The 22,417-nt window shown below is 70.5% G+C and carries 28 protein-coding genes; 15 read left to right on the top strand and 13 right to left on the bottom strand.

What is annotated here, in order from left to right; translation table 11 throughout:
- Position 1: 1 nt before the first annotated feature.
- A complete protein-coding gene (locus tag AMYNI_RS44500) occupies positions 2 to 1,237 on the bottom strand; it encodes a helix-turn-helix domain-containing protein (RefSeq protein WP_157357353.1) in 1,236 nt (411 codons plus the stop codon).
- Between the two features lie 195 nt (positions 1,238 to 1,432).
- Here AMYNI_RS44500 and AMYNI_RS0114040 point away from each other — a divergent pair, with 195 nt between their 5' ends.
- Both AMYNI_RS0114040 and AMYNI_RS0114045 read left to right on the top strand, forming a co-directional pair.
- On the top strand, positions 1,433 to 1,867 hold the full coding sequence (locus AMYNI_RS0114040) for a hypothetical protein (protein ID WP_084628371.1): 435 nt from the start codon (positions 1,433 to 1,435) through the stop codon (positions 1,865 to 1,867).
- A complete protein-coding gene (locus AMYNI_RS0114045; RefSeq protein ID WP_020668656.1) occupies positions 1,864 to 2,088 on the top strand; it encodes a hypothetical protein in 225 nt (74 codons plus the stop codon). The genes AMYNI_RS0114040 and AMYNI_RS0114045 overlap by 4 nt, the downstream gene beginning before the upstream one ends.
- On the opposite strand, the gene yczR is transcribed toward AMYNI_RS0114045, so the two are convergent.
- On the bottom strand, positions 2,085 to 3,539 hold the full coding sequence (gene yczR / locus AMYNI_RS0114050) for a MocR-like transcription factor YczR (protein WP_051116319.1): 1,455 nt from the start codon (positions 3,537 to 3,539) through the stop codon (positions 2,085 to 2,087). The genes AMYNI_RS0114045 and yczR overlap by 4 nt on opposite strands.
- A 40-nt stretch (positions 3,540 to 3,579) precedes the next feature.
- Here yczR and yczE point away from each other — a divergent pair, with 40 nt between their 5' ends.
- Positions 3,580 to 4,242: a membrane protein YczE gene (gene yczE, locus AMYNI_RS0114055; RefSeq protein ID WP_084628372.1), complete on the top strand. Its 663-nt coding sequence runs from the start codon at positions 3,580 to 3,582 to the stop codon at positions 4,240 to 4,242.
- On the opposite strand, the gene AMYNI_RS0114060 is transcribed toward yczE, so the two are convergent.
- From AMYNI_RS0114060 to AMYNI_RS0114070, 3 genes are read right to left on the bottom strand one after another with little or no spacing between them, the layout of a single operon-like run.
- Positions 4,220 to 4,774: a Clp protease N-terminal domain-containing protein gene (locus tag AMYNI_RS0114060; protein ID WP_020668659.1), complete on the bottom strand. Its 555-nt coding sequence runs from the start codon at positions 4,772 to 4,774 to the stop codon at positions 4,220 to 4,222. The genes yczE and AMYNI_RS0114060 overlap by 23 nt on opposite strands.
- The gene (locus AMYNI_RS0114065; protein WP_020668660.1) at positions 4,774 to 4,983 is read right to left on the bottom strand and encodes a sigma factor-like helix-turn-helix DNA-binding protein; all 210 of its coding nucleotides are present in this window, start codon (positions 4,981 to 4,983) and stop codon (positions 4,774 to 4,776) included. The genes AMYNI_RS0114060 and AMYNI_RS0114065 overlap by 1 nt, the downstream gene beginning before the upstream one ends.
- A 31-nt stretch (positions 4,984 to 5,014) precedes the next feature.
- Positions 5,015 to 5,623, bottom strand: coding sequence for a PadR family transcriptional regulator (locus AMYNI_RS0114070; RefSeq protein WP_020668661.1), 609 nt, complete (start codon positions 5,621 to 5,623; stop codon positions 5,015 to 5,017).
- A 70-nt stretch (positions 5,624 to 5,693) separates the two neighbouring features.
- Between AMYNI_RS0114070 and AMYNI_RS0114075 the strand changes: the two genes are divergently transcribed.
- From AMYNI_RS0114075 to AMYNI_RS44510, 4 genes are all read left to right on the top strand, one after another.
- A complete protein-coding gene (locus tag AMYNI_RS0114075; RefSeq protein ID WP_020668662.1) occupies positions 5,694 to 6,458 on the top strand; it encodes a protein phosphatase 2C domain-containing protein in 765 nt (254 codons plus the stop codon).
- A 78-nt stretch (positions 6,459 to 6,536) separates the two neighbouring features.
- Positions 6,537 to 7,274, top strand: coding sequence for a DUF998 domain-containing protein (locus AMYNI_RS44505; RefSeq protein WP_084628373.1), 738 nt, complete (start codon positions 6,537 to 6,539; stop codon positions 7,272 to 7,274).
- Between the two features lie 32 nt (positions 7,275 to 7,306).
- Entirely contained in the window at positions 7,307 to 8,695 is a 1,389-nt protein-coding gene (locus AMYNI_RS0114085; RefSeq protein ID WP_020668665.1) for an amidase, read from the top strand.
- A gap of 19 nt (positions 8,696 to 8,714) precedes the next feature.
- The gene (locus AMYNI_RS44510; RefSeq protein ID WP_020668666.1) at positions 8,715 to 9,632 is read left to right on the top strand and encodes an oxygenase MpaB family protein; all 918 of its coding nucleotides are present in this window, start codon (positions 8,715 to 8,717) and stop codon (positions 9,630 to 9,632) included.
- Here the strand turns inward: AMYNI_RS44510 and AMYNI_RS0114095 are convergent.
- Complete coding sequence (locus AMYNI_RS0114095) at positions 9,545 to 10,108, bottom strand: TetR/AcrR family transcriptional regulator (RefSeq protein WP_020668667.1); 564 nt, start codon at positions 10,106 to 10,108, stop codon at positions 9,545 to 9,547. The two genes, AMYNI_RS44510 and AMYNI_RS0114095, sit on opposite strands and share 88 nt — an antisense overlap.
- Entirely contained in the window at positions 10,109 to 10,528 is a 420-nt protein-coding gene (locus AMYNI_RS0114100) for a VOC family protein (protein WP_020668668.1), read from the bottom strand.
- An 87-nt stretch (positions 10,529 to 10,615) separates the two neighbouring features.
- Here AMYNI_RS0114100 and AMYNI_RS0114105 point away from each other — a divergent pair, with 87 nt between their 5' ends.
- Positions 10,616 to 11,155 carry a DinB family protein gene (locus AMYNI_RS0114105; RefSeq protein WP_245573926.1) on the top strand — a complete coding sequence of 180 codons (540 nt, stop codon included), beginning with the start codon at positions 10,616 to 10,618 and terminating at the stop codon, positions 11,153 to 11,155.
- A gap of 58 nt (positions 11,156 to 11,213) precedes the next feature.
- Complete coding sequence (locus tag AMYNI_RS0114110) at positions 11,214 to 11,414, top strand: hypothetical protein (protein WP_020668670.1); 201 nt, start codon at positions 11,214 to 11,216, stop codon at positions 11,412 to 11,414.
- A gap of 13 nt (positions 11,415 to 11,427) precedes the next feature.
- Here the strand turns inward: AMYNI_RS0114110 and AMYNI_RS0114115 are convergent, their stop codons facing one another.
- On the bottom strand, positions 11,428 to 11,877 hold the full coding sequence (locus AMYNI_RS0114115; protein ID WP_020668671.1) for a nitroreductase family deazaflavin-dependent oxidoreductase: 450 nt from the start codon (positions 11,875 to 11,877) through the stop codon (positions 11,428 to 11,430).
- A gap of 129 nt (positions 11,878 to 12,006) precedes the next feature.
- Between AMYNI_RS0114115 and AMYNI_RS0114120 the strand changes: the two genes are divergently transcribed.
- The gene (locus AMYNI_RS0114120) at positions 12,007 to 12,687 is read left to right on the top strand and encodes a TetR/AcrR family transcriptional regulator (protein WP_020668672.1); all 681 of its coding nucleotides are present in this window, start codon (positions 12,007 to 12,009) and stop codon (positions 12,685 to 12,687) included.
- A gap of 68 nt (positions 12,688 to 12,755) precedes the next feature.
- Here the strand turns inward: AMYNI_RS0114120 and AMYNI_RS0114125 are convergent, their stop codons facing one another.
- Together AMYNI_RS0114125 and AMYNI_RS44515 are read right to left on the bottom strand one after the other, a co-directional pair.
- Positions 12,756 to 13,391 (bottom strand): TetR/AcrR family transcriptional regulator, encoded by a 636-nt coding sequence (locus AMYNI_RS0114125; RefSeq protein ID WP_020668673.1) that lies wholly within the window; start codon positions 13,389 to 13,391, stop codon positions 12,756 to 12,758.
- 9 nt (positions 13,392 to 13,400) lie between these two features.
- Entirely contained in the window at positions 13,401 to 14,054 is a 654-nt protein-coding gene (locus AMYNI_RS44515) for a GntR family transcriptional regulator (protein WP_020668674.1), read from the bottom strand.
- Positions 14,055 to 14,093: 39 nt separating this feature from the next.
- Here AMYNI_RS44515 and AMYNI_RS0114135 point away from each other — a divergent pair, with 39 nt between their 5' ends.
- The gene (locus AMYNI_RS0114135; protein ID WP_020668675.1) at positions 14,094 to 15,029 is read left to right on the top strand and encodes a threonine ammonia-lyase; all 936 of its coding nucleotides are present in this window, start codon (positions 14,094 to 14,096) and stop codon (positions 15,027 to 15,029) included.
- Between the two features lie 66 nt (positions 15,030 to 15,095).
- On the opposite strand, the gene argS is transcribed toward AMYNI_RS0114135, so the two are convergent.
- Both argS and AMYNI_RS0114145 read right to left on the bottom strand, forming a co-directional pair.
- Positions 15,096 to 16,838: an arginine--tRNA ligase gene (gene argS / locus AMYNI_RS0114140; RefSeq protein WP_020668676.1), complete on the bottom strand. Its 1,743-nt coding sequence runs from the start codon at positions 16,836 to 16,838 to the stop codon at positions 15,096 to 15,098.
- A 54-nt stretch (positions 16,839 to 16,892) separates the two neighbouring features.
- Positions 16,893 to 17,723 carry an urea carboxylase-associated family protein gene (locus tag AMYNI_RS0114145; protein WP_026360444.1) on the bottom strand — a complete coding sequence of 277 codons (831 nt, stop codon included), beginning with the start codon at positions 17,721 to 17,723 and terminating at the stop codon, positions 16,893 to 16,895.
- A 145-nt stretch (positions 17,724 to 17,868) separates the two neighbouring features.
- Between AMYNI_RS0114145 and AMYNI_RS0114150 the strand changes: the two genes are divergently transcribed.
- Positions 17,869 to 18,336 carry a VOC family protein gene (locus AMYNI_RS0114150; RefSeq protein ID WP_026360445.1) on the top strand — a complete coding sequence of 156 codons (468 nt, stop codon included), beginning with the start codon at positions 17,869 to 17,871 and terminating at the stop codon, positions 18,334 to 18,336.
- Here the strand turns inward: AMYNI_RS0114150 and AMYNI_RS0114155 are convergent.
- Positions 18,326 to 18,925, bottom strand: coding sequence for a TetR/AcrR family transcriptional regulator (locus tag AMYNI_RS0114155; RefSeq protein ID WP_020668679.1), 600 nt, complete (start codon positions 18,923 to 18,925; stop codon positions 18,326 to 18,328). The two genes, AMYNI_RS0114150 and AMYNI_RS0114155, sit on opposite strands and share 11 nt — an antisense overlap.
- A gap of 73 nt (positions 18,926 to 18,998) precedes the next feature.
- Here AMYNI_RS0114155 and AMYNI_RS0114160 point away from each other — a divergent pair, with 73 nt between their 5' ends.
- The 3 genes from AMYNI_RS0114160 to AMYNI_RS0114170 all read left to right on the top strand — a co-directional run bounded on the left by AMYNI_RS0114160 (position 18,999) and on the right by AMYNI_RS0114170 (position 22,397).
- A complete protein-coding gene (locus AMYNI_RS0114160; protein WP_020668680.1) occupies positions 18,999 to 20,204 on the top strand; it encodes a cytochrome P450 family protein in 1,206 nt (401 codons plus the stop codon).
- A 32-nt stretch (positions 20,205 to 20,236) separates the two neighbouring features.
- A complete protein-coding gene (locus AMYNI_RS0114165; RefSeq protein WP_020668681.1) occupies positions 20,237 to 20,938 on the top strand; it encodes a dienelactone hydrolase family protein in 702 nt (233 codons plus the stop codon).
- Positions 20,939 to 21,200: 262 nt separating this feature from the next.
- Entirely contained in the window at positions 21,201 to 22,397 is a 1,197-nt protein-coding gene (locus tag AMYNI_RS0114170) for a PucR-like N-terminal domain-containing protein (RefSeq protein WP_020668682.1), read from the top strand.
- The last annotated feature ends 20 nt before the right edge of the window (positions 22,398 to 22,417 follow it).

The following is a 22,417-nucleotide window of genomic DNA, read 5'->3' on the forward strand; positions in this document are numbered from 1 at the left end:
CTCAGCTTCCAATTCGTTCGAGTGCAGCACCCACCTCAGGCACCGCTCGATGAACGGCGAGCTTGCGTGCCACGTTCGTGATCCGCGCTGACGGACGAACCGAAGCAACCCCGTTGGCCAGTTCGAATGCCTTCTCCAACGTGCTCGCCGATTGCTCCACCTCACGGGCTTGGAGGTAGGAACCGGCCAGCCAGGTCAGGTAGAGCGCCTTGTCGCGAGCATGCGTGTCGTCAAAGCCGGACAACACAGATTCGAGCACGGGTACCGCCCGAAGTGGTCGGCACAGCTCGGTCCAACAACGACCGGCCATGATATCGACCTCGTTCCGGTCCACCCAGAACACCCAGTCCGGCTCACGACGATCATCCTGCTGCTCAAGGACCTCACGCGCGCGAGCCAACGAGTCTTCCGTCTGCCGCGCGTCTCCGACAACCGCATACGACCACGCCTTGCGTTCCAGCAGGAGTGCTTTCACTCGCGGTGTCGCCACCGCGCGAGCCTTTTCGTAGGATGCGAAGGCGGTTTTCGTGCCGTCGCGCGCTGTACACGTTTCCTGGTAAGCGACGAAAGCAAGGGCATTTCCGGCCAGCGCGCCATCTCCGGCTTCTTCCGCCGCTGCCAGGCTGGTCGTGTAGTGGACACGGGCCCGAGCATGTCGCCCGGCATCGAATGCAGCCCAACCGGTGAGCTGGGCCTGTTCGGCCAGCAGAGAGCGCAGGGCTCGGCCAACCTCGTCCGCGTACTGGCCCTCGTTGAGCAGCCGTGCGGTACTACGCAGCTCGGCCGCGTAGATCGAGTAGGTGTCTCCCCCGCCCATGACGTCATCCAGCCGGCGGAGCCTTGCCGTATGCCGTCGCAGGCGATCCACGTCGGCTTCGCCAATTCTGCGGCCACGCGGAAATTCAGCACCAAGCCGCGGCAGTGCCAACCCGGCAAGGCCTCCGATGAACTGACGACGCTGCACCGGGTCACAGACCTCCTCGGGCCGGCTTCGCCGCCGGGCCTTGGCCGCTGCCACAGCGCGCCGCAGCTCGGCTACATCAACACCGAAACTACCAGCGTGATGCTTCTGCCAGAACGGCGTGAGAAGCCGCCCTTCACTTTCCCAGCGTGACACCTCGTTCCTGGTGACCACTCGACCTGCAAGCTCGGACAGCAGTTGGGCCTGCTCGGACTGCGATCGACCGGACTGTTCTCGCAGGTCGCGTAGCAACGGCCCGATCGTCATGTCGCCCATCCGCATCCCTGGCTACCTGTTCTGGCCACCCCTGCGAATGGCCACCCTCGCTGGCGACTCCCCGTCGCGCTGATCGCTGATTGCCTAACAGCGTGACACGCGACGTCGGTACGGCACAGCGGCTGACACGCGGGAAATTATCAAGCCCTGCGCAGTTGGCTTTCCAGTGGGATCAATGACAGAACAGGATCTGGAATGAACCCTCGAGAACAATGGGCATCCGCAGTTGCGGGTGAGATCACGTATCAGAACATCGACGGTCTGCGGCATCACTTGGCGCGGGTCGTGTACGGCCGGGACGGTACGACGATCAAGGCCATGTGCGGACAGATCGCCGACATTCGACAAAATGACCTGACTGGCCCAGCCAAGGAGAACTGCCGCAGGTGCACCACCACATACGCCGCGCTGAACAGGACCAGAGCCCGGCCGAAGACAACCCGGACGGGCGGCTACCAGCCGATCCGCAAAGGCGTGCGGCATCGGACCCTGCTCGACACCGAACCACCGCGTGGCGTGGTCGTGCTCCTGCTGTGCGGCCTGACGCACAAGGTCGTACGTGGCGGCCGACAGGCGCCCTGCCTGTACGACTGTCACGCCTGCGACCAGGTGGACCAGGCAGCAGGGTGACCGGCAGCGGCGCGCAGGACCAGAAGCATCGCCTGTACACACCGGTCATCGGCGGGATGCGGCACCTGACCTGGCTGGCCGAGGCGCCGTCGGTCGGGAGCATGGTCCGGCTGCTCTGCGGCGATGGTTACCAGGTCCGGCCGGGCGCGCAGTTCCGCGCGGCAGCCATCGCCTGCGCACGATGCGACCGAGAATGGTGCCGTCGGATGCTGGAGAACTAGGTGACGGGGAGGTCTGGATCCATTGTGGACGTGCCGTGCAGGGAGGTGGCGGCGGTGGCGAGGCGGCGGACACCTTCGAAGAGGCGGTCGGCGGGGAGGGTGAAGGGGAGGCGCAGCCAGCGTTCCAGTCCACCGTGGACACCGAAGCGGGACGCGGGAACCAGTTGCACACCATGGTTTCCGGCCGCGACGGCGAGCCGGGTGCTCATCGGTTCCGGGAGACGGCACCACAGCGAGAGGCCGCCGGCCGGGACCCGGAAAGACCACTGCGGGCAGTACCAGTTCAGCGCGCCCGTCATCGCGTCTCGCAGCAGGCGGACCTCCTGCCTGCGTTGACGCAGCAGGGTTTCCGGCTCGGCGAGCAGTTCGGCCAGCACCAGCTGCTCGAAGATCGGCGAGCCGAGGTCGAGCCCGGTGCGCGCGGACATCAGCCTGCCGAGCAGTTCCTCGGACGCCCTGATCCAGCCGATCCGCAGGCCGCCCCAGTACGTCTTCGCCGAGGATCCCACGGTGATCGCCCAGTTCCCAGCGAACGCGGCCAGCGGCGGCGGGCCGTCCACCGGGTCGCCTTCGGAGTCCAGCTCGGCCATGGTCTCGTCCACCACCACCGGCGTGCGCGCCCTGGCCAGAATCGCGCCGAGCCGCCGTCTGCCCTCGGTGTCCAGCCGCAGCCCGGTGGGGTTCTGGAAGTCCACGATCAGATATGCCAACCGGGGCGCGGCCTGCCGGAGCGCGGCCTCGATGCCGGCGAGGTCCCAGCCCTGGTCACCGGCCGGGTCCAGCGCGACCGGCACCGGGATGGCGTGCGCCGCGCGGATCGCCTCCAGTGCGTTGGGATAGCTGGGCTGCTCCACCAGCACCCGGTCGCCGGGGCCGGCCAGCAGCCGCAGGCTGAGCACCAGCGCGTGATGCGCGCCGTTGGTGATCATCACCTGGTTCGGCGTGGTCGGCAGGCCCCGCTCGGTGTAGCGACGGGCGATCCGCTCGCGCAGCACCAGCAACCCGCGGCTGCTGTAGCCGGTCTCACCGAGGTGCTCGGCGAGCGCGCGGCGGGCCACGTCCACCGCCGGCATCAGCCCGGCCACGGCCGGCGGCGACGCCCGGCCGAAGTCGATCAGCTCGCTGCCGTCGGGCAGCGCCGGTTCGAGCCCGCCGGTGCGCGGCGATGTGATCCAGGAGCCCGCACCCCGGCGGCTCGCCACCATGCCGCCGGCGCGCAGCCGGTCCAGCGCCGCCCCGATCAGCGTGCGGCTGGCGCCCAGCGACTCGGCCAGCTCGCGCTCGGCGGGCAGCCTGGTGCCCAGCGGCAGCTGGCCGTCCAGCACCAGCAGCTCGATCCCGGCGGCCAGATCGGCCGCGCCCTGACGCGAGCCGCCCCGGCGCCAGGCACCGAGTTTGACGGCCAATCTGGGCCCGGTAATGCGTCCACCCGGTGGGATTTGCGGGTTCATAAGACCAATTATTGCGGATTGGCTATGGTCAACAAGACCAATGCCACCCGATAGTGTGAGCGTGGCTCCTGTAGATCTTGCTCCGGTCCCCGTCTCGGTCAACCCTGGCCGCCGGCTTCCCCAGCTCGTCGTCGGCATCGCCTGCTACGGCGCCAGCATGGCCATGATGACCAGGTCGGGCCTCGGCCTCTCGCCGTGGGACGTGCTCAACGAAGGGGTCGTCAAGCGCACCGGGCTGACCTTCGGCACGGTCTCCGGGATCATCTCGGTCGCCGTCCTGCTGCTCTGGATCCCGCTGCGCCAGCGCCCCGGCCTCGGCACCGTGCTGAACATCCTGATCATCTCGGTGGTGGTGGACGTGGTCCGCGCGGTGCTGCCGGACCAGCACGTGCTCGGCTGGCAGATCGCCCTGCTGCTCGGCGGGATCGTGCTCAACGGCGTGGCCACCGCCGCCTACGTCGGCGCCCGGCTCGGACCGGGCCCGCGCGACGGCCTGATGACCGGGCTGGCCGCGCGGACCGGCCGTTCGGTCCGGCTGGTGCGCACCTGCATCGAGCTGACCGTGCTGGGCGCCGGCTGGCTGCTCGGCGGCACCGTCGGCGCCGGCACCGTGCTCTACGCGCTGGCCATCGGGCCGATCACGCAGCTCGTGCTGCCGCTGGTCGCCTGGCGGCCGCGGGTCAGCTCGCCTTGCGCCGGCTGAGTGCCCGCCGCACCAGGTTCTGGTCCACGCCGAGCGTGTACAGCACGTCCGCCGCCTGACCGGGCCAGCACACCAGCGCGAGCACCAGATGCTCGGTGCCAAGGTCCCGGTCGCCGACTTCCATCGCGGCCTTCAGGGTGTGCTCCAAGGTGCGCTTGGCCTCGTCGGCGAACGCCAGGTGCCGTCGCCAACTCCGACGCTGCCGCGGCCAGGCGGACCCGGCCAGCGCGTTCTCCCCGTGCTCGCGCTCCACGTGGTCGACGATCTGCTCGACGTCGATGCCGAGCCGGCCGAGCGCGGCGGCGTCGGAGTCGGTGATCCCGCCGCGGCGCCGGACCCGGTCGAGTTCGGTGGCGACGTCCTCCCTGGTGACCCCCATCGAGCGGAGCAGCGCCCCGCCGGGCGCGCTCGCGTGGTCCAGGGTGGCGAGCAGCAGGTGCCCCGGCTCGATCCGCTCCGCCCGCTCGGCCACCGCCTGGCGCTGGCCGTCCATCACCACTTCCCGCAGCTCCCGGGTGAACCTCTCGAACATCAGTGCCTCCCGTACTTCTTGTGCACCGCTTGCCGGCTGACCCCGAGTTCGGCCGCGATCTCCTGCCACGACCAGCCGTGCACCCGCGCGCTGCGCACCTGCACCGCCTCCAGCTGTTCCACCAGCCGCCGCAGCGCGGCGACCGCGCGCAGGCCGACCCTGGGATCGCGATCGCCCGCTCGTGCGGCGAGATCCGTTGCTTCGGTCATGACGTCAACCTACGTTGACATGACCGAGGTGTCAACCTTCGTTGACACTCCCGCCTTCCGGTACTGGCCAGGACCCCGGGGCGCCGAAAGACTTCTCGTCCTCACCTGCCATCACGTAGGCGCCACCGCGCAACCGTTCGAGCAGGCCGCGGGTCCACTCCGCGCCACTGGCCAGTGAATGCGTCCACAGCCCGAAAAGCTCGCCGACATGGCCGGGTTCCGGCCAGGCGGCCTTGGTCTGCTCGAGGATGTCGGCCCGGCCGGACTCCAGCGCGGCCAGCCGCTGCTCCAGCAGTTCGACGGCCTCGTCCCTGGACAGCGCGGGCAGCAGCGCGAGCCCGGCGGTGAGCAGATCCGGGCGATGGTCCGGCACCTTGATCGCGGCCCGCAGCAGCCGGAAGAACTCGGCGTCCCCGGCCTCGGTGAGCTCGTAGTCCACCCGGCCCGGCCACTGCTCGATCTGGGTGTCGCGCAGCAGTCCTTCCTTGGCCAGCTGGCGCAGCGCGTGATAGAGCGAGCCCCACTTGACGTTCGCCCATTCGTCCGCACCCCAGGTGACCAGCTCGGACCGGACCAGGTAGCCGTGCGCCGTGCCGAAGCCGCGCACCACACCCAGCACCAGCAGCCGCGTCGCCGACATCGTCCTTGGCTCTCCTCACTTCGGTCTTCGCCACAGGCTAAAGGGGCATTACAGTCGGCCGGTGCCCGAGATGCCCAGCCCCAAGATCATCGTGGCCGAGCAGGCCGGACTCGGCGCGGACGGCCACCCGCGGCCGACCGAGGACCACGTGGTCGTCCTGGACAACGCCGTGCTGCTGCTGGACGGCGCCACCGCGCCGCGCCCGGACCTGCCCAGCGGCGGCTGGTACGCGTCACTGCTGGCCGAGGCGCTGGCGGCCGAACTGCGCGCGGCGCCGCTGGCCGATCTCGGCGAGCTGCTCGCCGCGGCCATCACCGCGGTGGCCGCCGCGCACGGGCTGCGGCCGGGGAAGTCGCCGTCCAGCACGGTCGCCATGGTGCGCTGGACGCCGGACGCGGTGGACGGGCTGGTGCTCGCGGACAGCCCCATCGTGGTGTTCGGCGAGGCCGGCGCCGAACTGCTCGCGGACGACCGGCTGGTCGCCCTGCGCGACAGCGGCAAGCTGCGCACCGGCGGCGACGTCCGCTACCAGCGCAATGCCGAGGGCGGCTTCTGGGTGGCCGAAGCGGACCCGGCGGCCGCCGGGCGGGCGATCCGCCGGAGCTGGCCGCGCGAAGAGGTCGACGCCGTGCTGCTGGCCACCGACGGAGTGGCCGTCGGCGTGGACGAATACCGGCTCTTCGACTGGGCCACCGTGCTCGGGCTGGCCGAGCGCGAAGGGCTGGCGTCGGTGCTGGACGCCGTGCGCGCCGCCGAACTCGGCGATCCGGACGGCGCCCGCTGGCCGCGGGCGAAGCGCCACGACGACCAGGCGCTCGTCCTGATCCGGTTCTGACCCAGATCACACTCCGAACGGGCAATATCAGGGACTTCCCCGGATTACCCCGGGGCCAAAACAGGCCACTCTGGGTACATGGGGTACGGGGACACGACAAAACAGGCGACGGGGAGCTCCACGGTCGCGGCCAGAACCAGGCCGTGGCTGGTCACCTCGGTCGCGGCAATCGGCTGGAGCACTTTCACCATCGTCCTGCTGCACACGGTGAGTTCGCACGATCCAGTGCGGGACACCCTGTCCAGCTACGCCTTCACCGACCGCGGCAGCGGCATGCTGGCGGCCAGCGTACTGGCACTGGCGATCGCGTCGGTGACACTACTCGGCGCGCTGATCGCGTCCGGGGTGCCGGTCAGCCGCACCACCGGCACGCTGTTCGGCACCTGGTCGCTGGGGCTGGCCACGGCCGCCGTGTTCCCGGCCAGCTTCGAGGACAACCCGCATCCGGTCAGCGGGGAGATCCACCAGTACGCCTGCCTGGTCGCGTTCCTCAGCGTGCCGGCGCTGGGCAAGTCCCTGCTGGACCGGATGCGCGACGCTCCCGCGCTGGAGCGGCACCGCGCGATGCTGACCAAGCTGACCCTGCTCAGCGCCGGTGGCCTGCTGCTGTTCGGGATCAGCTACGCGCTGGAGGCCTTCCCCGGGGTGCCGGTGGTCAGCGAGCTGGCCGGACTGATGCCGGTCGGGCTCAGCCAGCGGATCGCGCTGACGGCCGACGTCATCCTGCTGGGCTGGCTGATGTTGCTGGCGGCAAGGGCTTCGGCCACGAACAGCGCACCGGCGGAGCGGGAAGTCAGCGAGCACGCCCGTAGTTGAGGATTTTTCACCTTCGACTTACTCTTCGTCAGGTGTCCGAAACCCGGGTCAGCGAACTGGCCTTCGCGGGACTGGCCGAACAGGCCGAACTGCTCGCCACCTCGGCGGTGAGCTCGGCCGAGCTCACCGCCGAGTCGCTGCGCCGGATCGAAGCCACCCAGCCCACCCTGAACGCGTTCCGCGTACTGCGCCCGGAACAGGCCCGGCGCGAGGCGGCCGAGGCCGACCGGCGGCTCGCCGCGGGCGAGCGTGTGCCGCTGCTGGGCGTGCCGATCGCGGTCAAGGACGACGTGGACGTCGCCGGGCTGCCCACCGCGTTCGGTTGCGCCGGCGAGTTCCCGGTGGCCAGCACGGACAGCGAAGTGGTGCGACGGCTGAAGCACGCCGGCGCGGTGATCGTCGGCAAGACGAACACCCCGGAGATCGGGCAGTGGCCGTTCACCGAGGGCAGCGCGTTCGGCGTGACCCGCAACCCTTGGCGGCCCGAGTACACCCCGGGCGGCTCCTCAGGCGGCTCGGCCGCCGCGGTGGCCGCCGGGCTGGTGCCCGCCGCGCTCGGCTCGGACGGCGCCGGCTCGGTGCGCATCCCGGCCGCGTGGAACCACCTGGTCGGCATCAAACCGCAGCGCGAACGCATCTCCCCCGCCCCGGAACCCGAGCTGTTCCACGGCATCACCGTGCTCGGCCCGCTGGCGAGGACGGTCGCCGACGCGGCACTGCTGCTGGACGTCGCGGCCGGGACCGGTGGCGTCCACCAGGCGGCCGCGGGGCGGGCGCCCGGCAGGCTCCGGATCGGGCTGACCGCGCGGGCCGCGTTCACCGGCACTCCGGTGACCCTGCACCCGGAGATCCGCACCGCGGTTGCCAGGCTGGCCGGCACGCTCCGCGGGCTCGGGCACGAGGTGGTCGGCGTGCGGCCGAACTACGGGCTGGTCGGGCTGACCTTCCTGCCGCGCTCGCTGGTCGGCGTGCGCGATTGGCTGCGCCGGGTGCCGGACACCGCCCTGCTCGACCCGCGGACCAGGGCCAACGGCCGCAGCGGCAGCATCGCCGGACCGTCCCTGCGCCTGGCCAGGGCCGCGGAACCGTTGCTGCACAAGCGGATCGGCGCAGTCTTCGACCGGGTGGACGTGCTGCTGGCGCCCACCACGGCGAGCCCGCCGCCGCGGGTCGGCGCCTTCGACCGGTTGTCCGGCTGGCAGACCGACCAGGCCATGATCGCCGCCTGTCCGTACGCCTGGCCGTGGAACGTGCTCGGCTGGCCAGGGGTGAACGTGCCGGCCGGGTTCAGCGCCGCCGGGCTGCCGCTCGGCGCCCAGCTGCTCGGCCCGCGCGACTCCGAGGAACGGCTGATCTCCCTTGCCGCGCAACTGGAAACCGTCGAACGCTGGCACGAACGACGGCCGCCGGTGTCCTGGTGAACGGGTAGCATCACCGCCCATGGCAACCGGGCCGCCGATCGTCCGTGGCACCGCGGCGTGGAAGTACTTCGGGGACTTCCGGGCCGCGCTGCTGGCCGGTCAGGTGCTGATGCTGCAGGTGGCGCATCCGGTGGTGGCCGCCGGGGTGCGCGACCATTCGAACTACCGGGAAGACCCGTGGACCAGGCTGATGCGCACCGGCGCGTCGCTGTCCATCTACATCTACGGCCGGGAAGGCGCGCAGTACGAGGCCGACCGGCTGCGCCGGCTGCACCGGTCGTTCAAGGGCGTCGACGCCGAAGGCCGCCGCTACCACGCGCTGGACCCGAAGGCCTACGCCTGGGTGCACGCCACCCTGGTCAAGGTTCCGGTTGACGCGCAACGGTTCTTCGGTCGTGCGCTGAGCGGCCCGGAGCTGGACGAGTACTACGCGCAGCTGTGCGACGTCGGCCGGATGCTCGGCCTGCGCGAGCGCGACCTGCCGCCGGACTGGGCCGCGTTCGAGCGCTACTACGACGAGATGGTCGCCGGTTTCGAGCTCAACCAGACCATCGAAACCCTGCTGGAGACCATCGAGACGGTGCGGAAACCGTTCCGCTGGCTGCCTGATCCACTGTGGACACCGATCCAGCGGTGGCAGCACCGGGGCCAGCTCTTCCTGATCAGTGCGACGCTGCCGCCCGCGTTCCGCGCCCGAGCCGGTCTGAAGTGGACAGACGAGCAGCAGCGCCGGTTCGACCGGTTCGCCGCGGTCACCCGGTTCCTCGGCGCACTGGCCCCGGCCTCGGCGCGCACCGCGCACGTCCGCGCCGTCGGGCGGCTCAACGTCTGGCTTCGCGCCCGCCGCTCTCAGAGGGCCAGCACGGCCAGCACGGTGTCCACGGTCTGCTCGGCCAGCCGCTCAGTCAGCGGCAGGTGGCGGAACAGCGCGCGGTAGTACAGCGGTGCGGCGAGCGCGTCCAGCACGAAGTCCAGATCGAAGTCGGACCGGATCTCACCGCGCCGCCGCGCCGACTCCAGTGCCGCCGCGGTGCTGGCCCGGCGCGGGTGGAACACCGTGCGCAGGAACTCCTCGTTCAGCTCCGGATCCTCGGCGAGGTCCGCGACCAGCGCGGGCAGCACCCGCCCCAGCGCGGTGCCGCCGAACGCGGTGACCATCGTGTTCATCCCGGTGATCAGGTCGGCGCGCAGGTCGCCGGTGTCCGGGGTGGGCACCAGCCCGAGCCCGGCCGCCACCGCGTCCACCACCAGATGCCGTTTCGACGGCCAGCGGCGGTAGATCGCCGGCCGGTGCACCCCGGCGCGGGCCGCGACCCCGCCGATGGACAGGTCCGCGTAACCGGACTCGTCCAGCAGCTCCACGGTCGCGGCCAGCACCGCCGCGTCGATCCGGTCGTCCCTGGTGCGGACCATTCAGAAGACCGGTTTCGGCATCAGCACGACCCGCCAGCCGTCCGGGTCCTCGAAGGTGAGGCCGCCGTTGGCAGTCCAGTACGGGTTCTCCGGCGGTACCGGCGCCAGCCCGGCCTCGCCGAGCCGCTGCACCACCGGGTACATCGCGGCCTCGCCCGCGAAGTAGAGCACCAGCAGGTTGTCCTCGGTCGGCGCCTCGCCCGGGCTTCCGTCCACAAAGGACGTGAACTCCAGGTGGTAGCCCGCGCCGGGCAGGCCGAGCATCACACCGTCGTAGCCGGCGTGTCCTTCGAACCGGTAGAGCTCCTCCAGCCCGAGCAGGTCGCGGTAGAAGGCGACGACCTCGGCGAGTTTGTCGGTGGGCCTGGCGATCCGGACCTGGGCGACCGGCAGCGTGGCCGGCCAGCTGGCTGTTGTCATACTATAACAGTACAGTCCGTACCGTATCGTTTCAAACGCGCGGAAATCGTTGGCCACCCGGACCGCGGGTCGCGGATGATGGCCTCCATGCCGAGGGACACTTTCGTCGAACCGGACAAGGATCCACGCACCTACGCGCCGCTCTACGGTGACGAGCGCGCGACGCTCACCGGCTTCCTGCGGTCCCAGCGCGAAACGCTGGTGCTCAAATGCGACGGCCTCGACGCCGCCGACCTGGCCCGACGCTCGATCGAACCGTCCAGCCTGTCCCTGCTCGGCCTGGTCCGCCACCTGGCCGACGTCGAACGCACGTGGTTCCGCCAGGTGATGGCCGGACAGGAGGTGTCGCAGCTGTTCGGGTCCTCCGCCCAACCCGACGCCGCGTTCGACGGCGCGCTGCCCGATCCCGCGATCGTCGAAGAGGCATGGGAGGCGTGGCGGACCGAAGTTGCGTTCGCCGACCAGTTCATCGCCGACGCGCCCGACCTCGAACACTGCGGCAACGAGTCCTACCGGGGAGCGATCTCGCTGCGCTGGGTGCTGGTGCACATGGTGGAGGAGTACGCCCGGCACAACGGGCACGTCGATCTGCTGCGCGAACGGATCGACGGCGCGGTCGGCCAGTAGCCCGGCACCGCCGCGGGTGCCACACTGGGCGGCAGCCGGGAAGAAAAGGGGCGGACCAATGAAACGGTGGATCCTTCTCGTCGTGGGCATCCTGCTCGCCGCGATCGGTGCGGTGTGGACCTTGCAGGGCGTCGGCGTGCTCGGCGGCAGCTTCATGACCGGGCAGAAGCTCTGGTTCCTGATCGGCCTCGGCGCGCTGCTGGTCGGCGTGGTGCTGGTCGCCGCCACGGCCCGCCGCCCGCGCGACCCGGCGGGCTGAGCGGCTCAACGACTCAGCGGATCCGGAAGACCGGGTAGCCGGGCGCGATCCGGCGAAGCTCCTCGTCGGACGCTTTGTCGTCCACCCCGTCGAAGAACATGCCGACCTCGAACTTCCAGCGCTTGAGATAGGCGCGCAGCACGGCCGGCTTATCGTCATCGGACAGCTCGGTGGCGGTGAACCCCTGCACGTGGCGGCCGACCCGCAGCTCCCCCTCGCCGGCGACCCGCAGGTTGCGCACCCAGTGCGCCACACCGCGCGCGGCGACCAGGTACTGCTCGCCCTCGAAGGGGAGCAGGTTGACCGGGACCGAGCGCATTTCGCCGCTCTTGCGGCCTCGCACGGACAGCACCCTGCTGCCCCAGACGCTGACGCCGCGGCGGGTCAGCCACGCGATCCCCTTGCCGAACAGCAGGTGGCCACGGTTGGGCTCGAGGTAACGGAACTTCTCCTGGGCGGTCATCGCTCTGCCTCCTTCGTTTGCGAGAGCAGTGCTCTCGATTAAGAGCAGTGAACACCCGAGCGCTGCTCTATGTCAAGAGCAGCGCTCTCGAATTTGTGCGGCGCTCTCTCTGGTGGCAGACTCCGGGGCATGCCGGCCACCCGCACCGCCCGTGAACGAGCCCGCGCCGAACTGGTCCAGGAGATCAAGGACGAGGCCAGACGACAGCTGGCCGAAGTCGGCGCGCATGGGCTCTCCCTGCGCGCCGTGGCCAGGGCGCTCGGCATGGTGTCCTCCGCGCTCTACCGCTACTTCCCCAGCCGCGACCAGCTGCTCACCGAGCTGATCGTGGACGCGTACGACGCCATCGGCGAAGCCGCCGAACAAGCCGACCGCCCGGACGAGGAGCCACGTCATCGCTGGCAGCTCATCTGGCACGCCGTCCGCGCCTGGGCGCTGAAGCATCCGCACGAATACGCGCTGATCTACGGCTCGCCGATCCCCGGCTACCAGGCGCCGCAGGACACCGTCGTGCCGGCGAGCCGGGTCGTGTTCGCGCTGGGCCGGGTGCTCGAATCGGCCGCGCTGCGCCCGGCCTCCGAGGGGCAGGGCCGCTCGGCCGCGCTCCGGCGCCAGACCGACGACCTCGCCGTCAGGCTGGAGTCCAGGCTGACCGGCGCGGAGCTGACCAGGCTGCTGATGGCCTGGTCACAGCTGTTCGGCGCGCTCAACTTCGAGCTGTTCGGCCAGTTCCGCGGCAGCGTGGACCCGAGCGACGAGTTCTTCACCTACACCGCGCAGCAAATGGCCGATTTCGTCGGCCTCCGCTGACGCCACCCACCACTAACCTCACCGGAAACGGCCCAACGTGACGTTTGGCCAATAGAACGAGCCGAACGTCACGTTGGGCCGGTCTGGTCGCGGCCGAGGGCGGTCCAGGAGCGCAGCAGCAGCTCGGCCGCGTCCACCACGACCTCGTCGCCGATGCCGTCCGGGCACAGGAAGCGCTGGGTCAGCAGCCCGTCCTCCAGCGCGTGCAGGATCAGGCCGAGGAACTCCGGGTCGGCCGGTGCCGCCGCGCCGGTGGCGGCCAGCCGTTCGCGCACGCCCTCGGCGTGTGCCGCGCGGGCCAGCCGTTCACGCTCCGCGAGCTTCGGCCGCACCTCGGGATTGCGCAGCGCGTACAGCGTCAGCTCGGTGCGCAACGCGAACCAGTCCTCGAGATGCCGCGCCCGCTCCGAGTTCCACGCGCGCAGCCGGTCGAGCATTTCCTCGAAGGAACGCACCCCTTCGCGCAGGGCGCGCACCTCGGCCAGTTCGCGGCGCATCCGCTGGTCAAGCAGCTCCACCACCAGTTCCTGCTTGTCCGCGAAGTTGCCATAGAACGCGCCCCTGCTGAACCCGGCCCGCTCGGCGATCTGCTCCACCGACGCGCCGTTCACCCCGTTCTCGGCGAACAGCTCGGCCGCGGCGCTCAGCAGCCGCTCCCTGGTCCGCTCCCGGCTTTCCGCACGGGTCAGGCGTTTCGGAGGCACGGTCGGATTCTATGGCCGCTCGGCGGAAAGCCAGCCCAGCACCATGCCGAGCGCGCTGTCCCAGTTCCGCGCGATCACCGCCCCAGCCCGTTCCCGGTCGCCGTCGGCCAGCGCGTCCAGGATCTCCCGGTGCTGCCCGGCCGACCGCACCGACCGGTCACCTTCGCGCATGAAGGTGATCTCGTAGCGGGACAGCCGGATCCGGATCGAGGCGAGCATCGCCCGAAGTGTCGCGTTAGGACAGTGTTCGACGATGCGCTCGTGGAACTCGGTGTCCAGCCGCCACTTCTCGACCGGATCGGTTGCCCGAAGCAGCCGGTCGTCCAGCTCCCGCAGAACGTCCACATCGGACCGTTCGGCCGGTGAGGTGCGGACCGCGAGCCCTTCCAGCTCGGCGATGATCGGGTACAGCTCGGCCGCCTCCACCGCGTCCAACGGGCGGACCAGGAACCCGCGCGCCGGGAACGACTCCAGCACACCCTCCGCCTCCAGCCGCAGCAGCGCCTCGCGCACCGGCGACCGGGAGACCCCGAGCGACTGCCCGAGCCCGGCCTCGGTGATCGGCTCACCCGGCCGCAACCGGCCGGTGGACAGCCGCTCGACCACTCGGTCGTAGACGGCCGCGCGCAAGGGCGCCGGCCGCGGGATGGAACTTTCCGCCATTACTACCTCCCGAGGTGCCGATTGTATACGATCGGCACTATGACTACCACGCAGACCCCGCTCTCCCTGGACAAGATCGCCGGCGCCTCGGCGGTCATCGACCGGCGGCTGCGGGACACCCCGCAGTACGTCGACGAGCAGCTCACCGCGGCCATCGGCAAGGAAGTGCTGGTCAAGTTCGAAACGGTGAACCCGCTACGCAGCTTCAAGGGCCGCGGCGCGAGCTTCATCCTGCACGAACTCGGCCTGGCCGCCCCGGACACCGTGGTCTGCGCGTCCTCCGGCAACTTCGGTCAGGCGGTCGCCTTCACCGCACGGGAGCGCGGCATGCCCGCGGAGGTCTTCGTGCCGGCCGGGGCGAACCCGGTGAAGGTGGCCAGGATCCGGTCGTTCGGCGCCGAGGTGACCGAGGTGCCCGGAGACGGGTTCGCCGCCAAAGAGGCCGCCAAGGAGCACGTCGAGCGGCAGCCGGGCCGGGTATTTCTGGAGGACGGCAACCAGTCCGCGATCGCAGAGGGCGCCGGCACCATCGGGGTGGAACTGCTGCGCGACGGCCCGCTGGACGCCGTGGTGCTGCCGATCGGCGACGGCGCGTTGATCACCGGCGTGGCCACCTGGCTGCGCGAGCACTGCCCGGGGGCGAAGGTGATCGGCGTGTGCGCGGAGGGCGCGCCCGCACAGGAGCGCAGCTTCCGCGCCGGCCGGGTGGTCCCCGGGGAACCGGTGCGCACCATCGCCGACGGCATGTCCATCCGGGTTCCGGTGCCGGCCGCGGTGCAGCGGATCGGCGCACTGGTGGACGACATCGTGCTGGTCTCCGATCAGGACCTGCTGGACGCGATGCGGCTGCTCGCCGACACCCTCGGCCAGCTGGTCGAACCCGCGGGCGCGGCGGGCATCGCCGCGATCCGCACCCATTCCCTGCCCGGCGCCCGGCTGGCCACCGTACTCACCGGCGCCAACCCCCGCCCCTAACCGCAGAACTCACCCGCCTGAGTGTGGGACTCGCCCGCCTTGAGTGTGGGACTCGCCGACGTGGGGTCAGAGGCGGGAGGGGGCTTCGATGCCGAGGAGCGAGAGGCCGAGGGTGAGCACGTTGGAGGTGAGTTTCGCCAGCACCAGGCGGGAGGCCCGGATGTCGGCGGGGGTGCGCTCGGCCAGGATCGGACAGTTCTCGTAGAACGCGGAGAACGCGGTCGCCGTCTCGTACAGGTAGGTGCAGAGCTTGTGCGGCGCATAGCTTTCCGTTGCCGCGGAGACGGCGGCCGGGAACCGCAGCAGGGTCAGCAGCAGCGCGCGCTCGGCCGGTTCGCCGAGCACCACCGGCGTGCCCGGCACGGGCTCCTCGCCGGCCTTGCGCAGGATCGAGGCGATCCGGGCGTTCGCGTACTGCAGGTAGACCGCCGTGTTGCCGTCCATCGCGAGCATCCGGTCCCAGTCGAAGGTGTAGTCCTTCTCCCGGTCCCCGGACAGGTCCGCGTACTTCACCGCGCCGATCCCGACCGCGCGGGCCACCTCGGCCTGCTCCTCGGCATCCAGCTCACTGCGCTCGGCCACCACCGCGGCGGCCCGCGAGATCGCCTCGGTGAGCAGCTCGGCCAGCTTGACCGAGCCGCCGGACCTGGTCTTGATGGTCTTGCCGCCCTCGCCGAGGATCGAGCCGAAGCCGATGTGCTCGGCGCGGCGCTCGTCGGTGAGCCAGCCCGCCTGCCTGGACACCTCGAAGATCATCGCGAAGTGCTGCGACTGCGGGGAACCCACCACGTAGAGCAGATCCGTCGCCTCACGCTCGCCGGTCCAGTACCGGGCCGTGGCCAGGTCGGTGATCGCGTAGCCGTAGCCGCCGTCGCGCTTGCGCAGGATCAGCGGCAGCCGCTCGCCCTCGCGGTTGCTGAACCCGGGCGGGAACACGCACACCGCGCCGTCACTGATCTCGGTCAGCCCCTTGGCTTCGAGCTCGTCGATGGTCGCGGCCAGGTACGGGTTGTAGAAGCTCTCGCCGTAGAGGTCCGCCGGGGTGAGGCCGACGCCGAGCAGCGCGTACACCTGCTCGAAGTGCCGCGCGGACTCGTCCACCAGGCCCTGCCACAGGGCCAGCGTGCGCTCGTCCCCGCCCTGCAGCTGCACCACGCGCTCGCGGGAGCGGGTGGCGAAGGCCGGGTCGGCATCGAACTTCTTGCGCGCCTCCTGGTAGAAACCGTTCAGATCGCTGATCGTATGTCCACTTAGGACACTCTCCGCGCCGTCGTCGAGCAGGTGCTCGATCAGCATGCCGAACGGGGTGCCCCAGTCGCCGAGGTGGTTGTGCGGGATAACCTCGTGCCCCTCGAAGCGCAGCAGGCGCGCGATCGCGTCCCCGATGATCGTCGAGCGCAGGTGCCCGACGTGCATCTCCTTGGCCACGTTCGGGCTGCTGTAGTCGATGGCGACCCGGTGCGCGTGCTCCACCGGCGCGGCACCGGCACGCTCGTCCCCGAGCAGCCCGGACGCCTGCTCCTCCAGCCACTCGCGCCGCAGCACCAGGTTGATGAACCCGGGCCCGGCGATCTCCGCGTGCTCCACCAGATCGGCCGAGTCCAACCCGGCCACGATCTCGGCAGCCAGCTCACGCGGCACCCGCCCCAGCTTCTTGCCGAGACTCATCGCCACGTTGCACTGGTAGTCCACACCGTCCCGGGTGGACGGACGGACCAGCGCCTCGGCCGGGGTGATCTCCGCGCCCACCGACGCCACCACCGCCGCCACGCGCCGCCCGAGCTCCACACCCACATCGCCGTGCAGCACCTGTCCCGACCTTCCACTCGCCTTGTCCGTGCCGCTCAGCTTATCCGCGCCCGCTCAGGCCAGCCGCAGCCCGTGCCCGCCGCGATAGGGCGCCACCGGCGGCGGGGACCAGCCGCCGGTCAGCCCGGCGGGCGGGCGGTGCACCTCGACCGCCAGCGGGCGGCAGACGTCGATCGGGTCACGCGCGTCCGGGCCCCAAAGCGGCACCGAAAGGTCGCCGCCGGGGCAGGTGGACAACGCACACAGCAGGTCCTGCTCGGCGAAGAACTCAAAGAAGTCACCGGGTTTCGCCGGGGACGGCTTCATGAAGTAGCGGTCCTCGTCGTTCAGCCCGGTGCACTGGAAGATGTTCAGCACGTCGTGCACGTCGAACTCGGTCAGCCCGTACGGCGCCACCGCGCGCACCAGGTTCGAATGGCAGTGCAGGTCGAAGTCCACGCCGGTGAGCAGCCGGTTCACGTACGGGTCGCAGCGCGAGCCGAGCAGGTCGTGCACCCTGCCGCCGTCGTCGTCCACGCCGTAGGACTCCAGCGTGTCGTTGGTGACGGTGAGCAGCGGGCGCAGGTACGGCAGGGTGGACCAGAGCCGGTCGTACCTGCTGACGTGCGCGCGCTGGAGCTGGCGCGTGCGCGCCGCCCACAGTCGCTCGCGAGGGTTGTGCCGGTTCCACACGTTGAAGTCGCCGACCTGCGGGCCTTCCTGGGTGAGCACCCGGCACAGGTGCCCGGCCGGCACCTCCCATGCCCGCCCGGACCGGATCGGCAACACGAACCGCTCGACGAGCTCGCGCCCTTCGGTCTGCTCGGCGAGCCGGTCGTAGAAGGCGCGGTCCGGGTCCAGCACGCTGCCCGGGTTCGGTCGATAAGCGGCGGGAACGGAAGCCATCCAACACCTCGCAAATACCGTGTCATGATCGCAGGAAAGCCTGCCATTGATCAATTTTCGGGCAGAACCAGCTGACAGCCGGACCGTACTACGGGTATAGTTCTCATTGAATTTTCAACCGCGTGCAGGGAAGACGAGGTGCGGCGTGCGGGTCCACGAACTCGGACATGTTGTGCTCTATGTCCGGAATCTCGAACGGTCCACCGCCTTCTACCGCGACGTGCTCGGCTGGCACCAGCCGGTGCCGCCGGAGAACAGCCCGCTGCCGGCGAAGGTCGCCGTCTTCTCCGCACCGTCCGGGCGAACCCACCACGAGCTGCTGCTGATCGAGGTCGGCGAGGACGCCGCGAAGATCCCGGAGGGCCGCCGGGTCGGCCTCTACCACTTCGGCCTGAAGATCGGCGACAGCGACGACGAACTGCGCGAGGCGCTGGAACGGCTGACCGAGGCCGGCGCCACCGTGCTCGGTTCCAGCGACCACACCGTCACGCACAGCCTCTACATCGCCGACCCCGACGGCAACGAAGTCGAGCTGTACGTGGACATGCCCGGGGTGGACTGGCGTTCGGACCCGAGCCTGATCGCGGCCCCGGTCAAGCCGCTCACCCTCTGAACCGCAACGCGGGCAGCACCACGTTGTCCACGATCGCCTCGAGTTCCGGCCCGGTCGGCGGACTTCCGTTGATCAGGTTGTGCACCACGATCAGCGCCGGCCCGGCGGCGCAGATCTCCGGCGTGACAACACTTTCCTCGATCTCCCCGCGAGCGGCCGCGGCCAGCAGGGTGGCCGTCATCGCCTCCTGCCGCGGTTGCAGCAGCCGGTCCCGGATGGCGTCCACCAGCTCGGGATAGCGGCCGCGCTCGCCGATCACCGCGCCGAGCGCCCGCCCCAGCGTGCCCGCCAGCAGCTGCTCGGTCAGCTGCCGGAAGTGCCCGAGCAGGTCGGCGCGGAGGTCACCGGTGTCGGCCGGGGCCGTGGTACTTGCCAACGCGTGCTCCAGCGCGTCCAGCACCAGGTCTTCGGACCGGCTCCAACGGCGGTACAGCGGCATCCGGCCGGTGCCGGCCCGCTCGGCGATGCCGTCCATGGTCAGCCCGCGGAACCCGGCCTCGGCCAGTTCCGCCAGCACGGCCTGGTAGATCGCGTCCAGCAGTTCCTGTCCCCGGCGCCTGGTCTTCACCGGCCCGCGCTGCTCCGCCACGCGTCGACAGTAGGTCATCGCGCCACGGGAAGACGACCTTGCCGGTTAAGAGACAACTATGTACCTTAAATTCATGAGCGAAGCCCCCTTCTCCTTCCCCGCAAACCCGCACACCTACCTCGACCAGCTCGGTGAAACCGGGCCGCCACGGCAGATCACGCTGAACGGCAAGGAGGTCTGGCTGCTTTCGCGGCACGCCGACGTCCGGGCCTGCCTCGCCGACCCCCGGCTGTCGCTGCCCACCGTCTACGCGATCAACTCCGGGCAGGAACCGCCGCTGGCCGGGCTGTTCCGGAACACGATGCTGGGTAGCGAGCCGCCCGAGCACACCCGGCTGCGGCGGCTGATCTCCAACGCGTTCACCGTCCGCCGGGTGGAGGCCCTGCGCCCCCGCGTCCAGGCGATCACCGACGACCTGCTGGACCGGATCGCCCCGCTCGGCCACGCCGAACTGGTTCACGACCTGGCACTGCCGCTGCCGGTGCTGGTCACCGCCGAACTGCTCGGCATCCCGGAAGCCGACCGGCTGGACTTCCGGCTTTGGTCGGACACCATGCTGTGGCCTGGCGACGGGCCGGACCCGGCCGGCCGGGCGCGGGAGGCGGGCGAGAACCTCTGGCGGTACATCGAAAAGCTCACCGAAGACAAGCGCGAGGCCCCGGGTGACGACCTGATCAGCGCGCTCGTCTCGGCCGGGGACGAGGACCGGCTCAGCTACCAGGAGGTGGTCGCGACCGGCCGGTTCATGCTGGTCTCCGGCTACGAGACGACCGCGAACCTGCTCGGCAACGCGATACTGGCGCTGCTGCTGCACCCGGACCAGCTCGCGTTGCTCCGGCGCGAGCCCGGTCTGATCAAGCAGGCCACCGAGGAACTGCTCCGCTACGCCGGACCGGGCATCATCAACGTCCGGATCGCCGAGCGGGAGGTGCGGCTCGGTACCGCGGTGATCCGCCCCGGCCAGCAGGTGGTCATGGACCTGGCCGCGGCGAACCAGGACCCCGCACACTTCCGGGACGGGTCCATTTTGGACATAACCAGGACGCCCAACCCGCACCTGCAGTTCGGGCACGGCATCCACCACTGCCTCGGCGCGCCGCTGGCCAGGGTCGAGGCGCAGGTCGCGATCGGGTCGGTACTGCGGCGTTTCCCCGACCTCGGACTCGCCGTCGATCCCGGCGAGATCGGCTACCGCCAGCACGTGTTCCTGCACTCGCTGGTCGAACTGCCGGTACGGTTCGGCGCCGCCGCGGCTACCCTCGAAGCCGCCATTGGCTGAGACTTTCGAATACTGGGGACTGGGAGACAAGCATGAGCGATCGGGTGGACCAGGTGCCGGTGTCCGGCGGTGCCTTCGACCTGCCGGTATGGCTGCCGGAGGGCGGTAGCGGCCCCGGCCTGGTGCTGATCCAGGAGATCTTCGGCCTTGACGACTACCTGCGCTCGGTGGCCGCGGACCTGGCCGCGCTCGGGTACGTGGTCGCGGTGCCCGAGCTGTTCTGGCGGATCGAACCGAACTGGGTCTCCACCCACGACGAAGCCGGGGTCGCCGCTTCGATGGCGGTGGTGAGCCGGTTCGACGCCGAACTGGGCGCCTCCGACGTGCTCGCCGCGCTCGCGCACCTGCGGTCGCTGCCCGAGGTGACCGGCGGCGCCGGCGTTTTCGGCTTCTGCCTCGGCGGAGCGCTCGCCTTCGCCGCCGCCGCGGCGGCCGATCCCGACGTCGCGGTGTCCTTCTACGGCTCGAGCGTGCCGGACCAGGTGGGCCTGCTCGACCAGGTCTCCTGCCCGATCCTGTTCCACTTCGGCGGCCAGGACCCCTATATCCCGCGCGAAGCGGTGCAGCGCGTTGTCGATGCCGTCCAAGGCCACGAAGGGGCGGAGATCCACGTGCAGGAGCAGGCCGGGCACGCCTTCCACAACCACTCGGCGCCGATGTTCCACCACCCCGAGGCCGCCGCCGAAGCCTGGCGGCTCACCACCGAGTTCCTCGCCCGCACCCTGCCCGCCTGATCCTGCCCGCCTGACCCGCCAGCCGAACGCGAGGCACGCGTTCCCTCCCCTGCCGCGTGCCCCGCGCTCGCCCGCAAACCAAGAGCCGCGACCGGGCGATCAGATACCGAGATTCACGTTTGTCACCCGGACGGACGTAGCGGAAACAGGGGGAGCCGAAAGGTCCGCGAGCCTCGAACTCTGGGCCGTTCGGAGCAGCGGGTGTTGTAGTGTGTCCAGTGATCGAGAGCCTCGGCCGCGCCCGAATCCGGAGGTGCCTGCCATGCCGGGAAACAGAAGTGGCGAACTGCTGGCGACGCTGCCAAGGCGGCTCGGCGAGATGCTGGCGCCGCACGCGGGCGCCATCGCGAGCGCGATCATCGCCGAGGTCCAGCGGACCGTGCCGGCCTATTCGCAGCCGCTGGACGGGGCGGTCGGCAGGGTGCTGGTCGACTCGGTCGAGCAGGCCGTGCTGCAGTGCATGCGGTGCGTCGGAAACCCGGAGATGTCCAACGAGCAGTGGGTCGAGCTGTTCCGCGCGCGCGGCAAGATCGAGTTCGACGAAGGCCGCAACATGGACGCGTTGCAGACCGCGGCCAGGGTCGGCGGCCGGGTCGCCTGGCGCTACATCTCACCGCTGATCAAGCGGTTCGGCTTCCCGGTGGACGATGTCGCGATCGCCGCCGAGGCCATTTTCGCCTATGTGGACGAGCTTTCCTCGACCGCGGTGGAGGGCTACCACGAGGCGCAGACCCGGGGCAGCGGCGCGTCCGAGCTCCGCCGCCGCCAGTTGCTGGAACTGATCCTGACCGCGCCGGAGTCCTCCACGCTGACCATCGCCAGCCTGGCGAAGGTGGTCGACTGGACGGTGCCGGAGCAGCTGTCCGTGGTGGCGCTGCGGCAGGTCGAGCCAGGCCGCGGCTTCCCGGCCGAGCTGCTGTCCGGAAAGGTGCTGGTGGACCTGGAAAGCGAGCAGCCGTGCCTGCTCACCGCCGACCCGCGCCGGCACCTGAGCAGCCTCGAAGGATGCTGGCACGGCTGGCGGGCCGCCGTTTCGCCGTCGGTCGCCCTCGCCGACGCCCCGGCCGCGCTGCGGACCGCGCGCCGGGCGCTCGAACTGCTCGACGCCGACGACCAGCGGCCGGTCATCTGGTGCCAGGACCACCTGGCCACGCTCTGGCTGCTGGCCGAGGACTTCCTGGCCGCCGAGCTGGCCAAGCGCAGCCTGGACCCGTTCGAGACATTGACCGAGAAGCAGCGGGACCGGCTCAGCGAAACGCTGCTGGCCTGGCTGGAGACGCGCGGCGGGGCGCCGGAGATCGCGAAACGGCTGGACGTGCACCCGCAGACCGTGCGGGCCAGGTTGCACCAGCTGGAGCAGCTTTTCGGCGATCGGCTCAACGACCCGGACAACCGCCTCGACATGCAGCTCGCGCTGCGCTCACAGCGGCTGGTGCACAAGATCGACCCGGTGTTCTAGCACGAGAACAGGGGGCCGGT

It is taken from the genome of Amycolatopsis nigrescens CSC17Ta-90, from assembly GCF_000384315.1.
GTDB classification, from domain to species: domain Bacteria; phylum Actinomycetota; class Actinomycetes; order Mycobacteriales; family Pseudonocardiaceae; genus Amycolatopsis; species Amycolatopsis nigrescens.

Excerpts from the sequence above, each read along its gene's own strand:
- AMYNI_RS44500 (WP_157357353.1), bottom strand. The coding sequence starts at position 1,237 with ATGGGCGACATGACGATCGGGCCGTTGCTACGCGACCTGCGAGAACAG.
- AMYNI_RS0114040 (WP_084628371.1), top strand. The coding sequence starts at position 1,433 with ATGAACCCTCGAGAACAATGGGCATCCGCAGTTGCGGGTGAGATCACG.
- yczR (WP_051116319.1), bottom strand. The coding sequence starts at position 3,539 with ATGAACCCGCAAATCCCACCGGGTGGACGCATTACCGGGCCCAGATTG.
- yczE (WP_084628372.1), top strand. The coding sequence starts at position 3,580 with ATGCCACCCGATAGTGTGAGCGTGGCTCCTGTAGATCTTGCTCCGGTC.
- AMYNI_RS0114060 (WP_020668659.1), bottom strand. The coding sequence starts at position 4,774 with ATGTTCGAGAGGTTCACCCGGGAGCTGCGGGAAGTGGTGATGGACGGC.
- AMYNI_RS0114065 (WP_020668660.1), bottom strand. The coding sequence starts at position 4,983 with ATGACCGAAGCAACGGATCTCGCCGCACGAGCGGGCGATCGCGATCCC.
- AMYNI_RS0114070 (WP_020668661.1), bottom strand. The coding sequence starts at position 5,623 with ATGTCGGCGACGCGGCTGCTGGTGCTGGGTGTGGTGCGCGGCTTCGGC.
- AMYNI_RS0114075 (WP_020668662.1), top strand. The coding sequence starts at position 5,694 with ATGCCCAGCCCCAAGATCATCGTGGCCGAGCAGGCCGGACTCGGCGCG.
- AMYNI_RS44505 (WP_084628373.1), top strand. The coding sequence starts at position 6,537 with ATGGGGTACGGGGACACGACAAAACAGGCGACGGGGAGCTCCACGGTC.
- AMYNI_RS44510 (WP_020668666.1), top strand. The coding sequence starts at position 8,715 with ATGGCAACCGGGCCGCCGATCGTCCGTGGCACCGCGGCGTGGAAGTAC.
- AMYNI_RS0114095 (WP_020668667.1), bottom strand. The coding sequence starts at position 10,108 with ATGGTCCGCACCAGGGACGACCGGATCGACGCGGCGGTGCTGGCCGCG.
- AMYNI_RS0114100 (WP_020668668.1), bottom strand. The coding sequence starts at position 10,528 with ATGACAACAGCCAGCTGGCCGGCCACGCTGCCGGTCGCCCAGGTCCGG.
- AMYNI_RS0114105 (WP_245573926.1), top strand. The coding sequence starts at position 10,616 with ATGCCGAGGGACACTTTCGTCGAACCGGACAAGGATCCACGCACCTAC.
- AMYNI_RS0114110 (WP_020668670.1), top strand. The coding sequence starts at position 11,214 with ATGAAACGGTGGATCCTTCTCGTCGTGGGCATCCTGCTCGCCGCGATC.
- AMYNI_RS0114115 (WP_020668671.1), bottom strand. The coding sequence starts at position 11,877 with ATGACCGCCCAGGAGAAGTTCCGTTACCTCGAGCCCAACCGTGGCCAC.
- AMYNI_RS0114120 (WP_020668672.1), top strand. The coding sequence starts at position 12,007 with ATGCCGGCCACCCGCACCGCCCGTGAACGAGCCCGCGCCGAACTGGTC.
- AMYNI_RS44515 (WP_020668674.1), bottom strand. The coding sequence starts at position 14,054 with ATGGCGGAAAGTTCCATCCCGCGGCCGGCGCCCTTGCGCGCGGCCGTC.
- AMYNI_RS0114135 (WP_020668675.1), top strand. The coding sequence starts at position 14,094 with ATGACTACCACGCAGACCCCGCTCTCCCTGGACAAGATCGCCGGCGCC.
- AMYNI_RS0114145 (WP_026360444.1), bottom strand. The coding sequence starts at position 17,723 with ATGGCTTCCGTTCCCGCCGCTTATCGACCGAACCCGGGCAGCGTGCTG.
- AMYNI_RS0114160 (WP_020668680.1), top strand. The coding sequence starts at position 18,999 with ATGAGCGAAGCCCCCTTCTCCTTCCCCGCAAACCCGCACACCTACCTC.
- AMYNI_RS0114165 (WP_020668681.1), top strand. The coding sequence starts at position 20,237 with ATGAGCGATCGGGTGGACCAGGTGCCGGTGTCCGGCGGTGCCTTCGAC.
- AMYNI_RS0114170 (WP_020668682.1), top strand. The coding sequence starts at position 21,201 with ATGCCGGGAAACAGAAGTGGCGAACTGCTGGCGACGCTGCCAAGGCGG.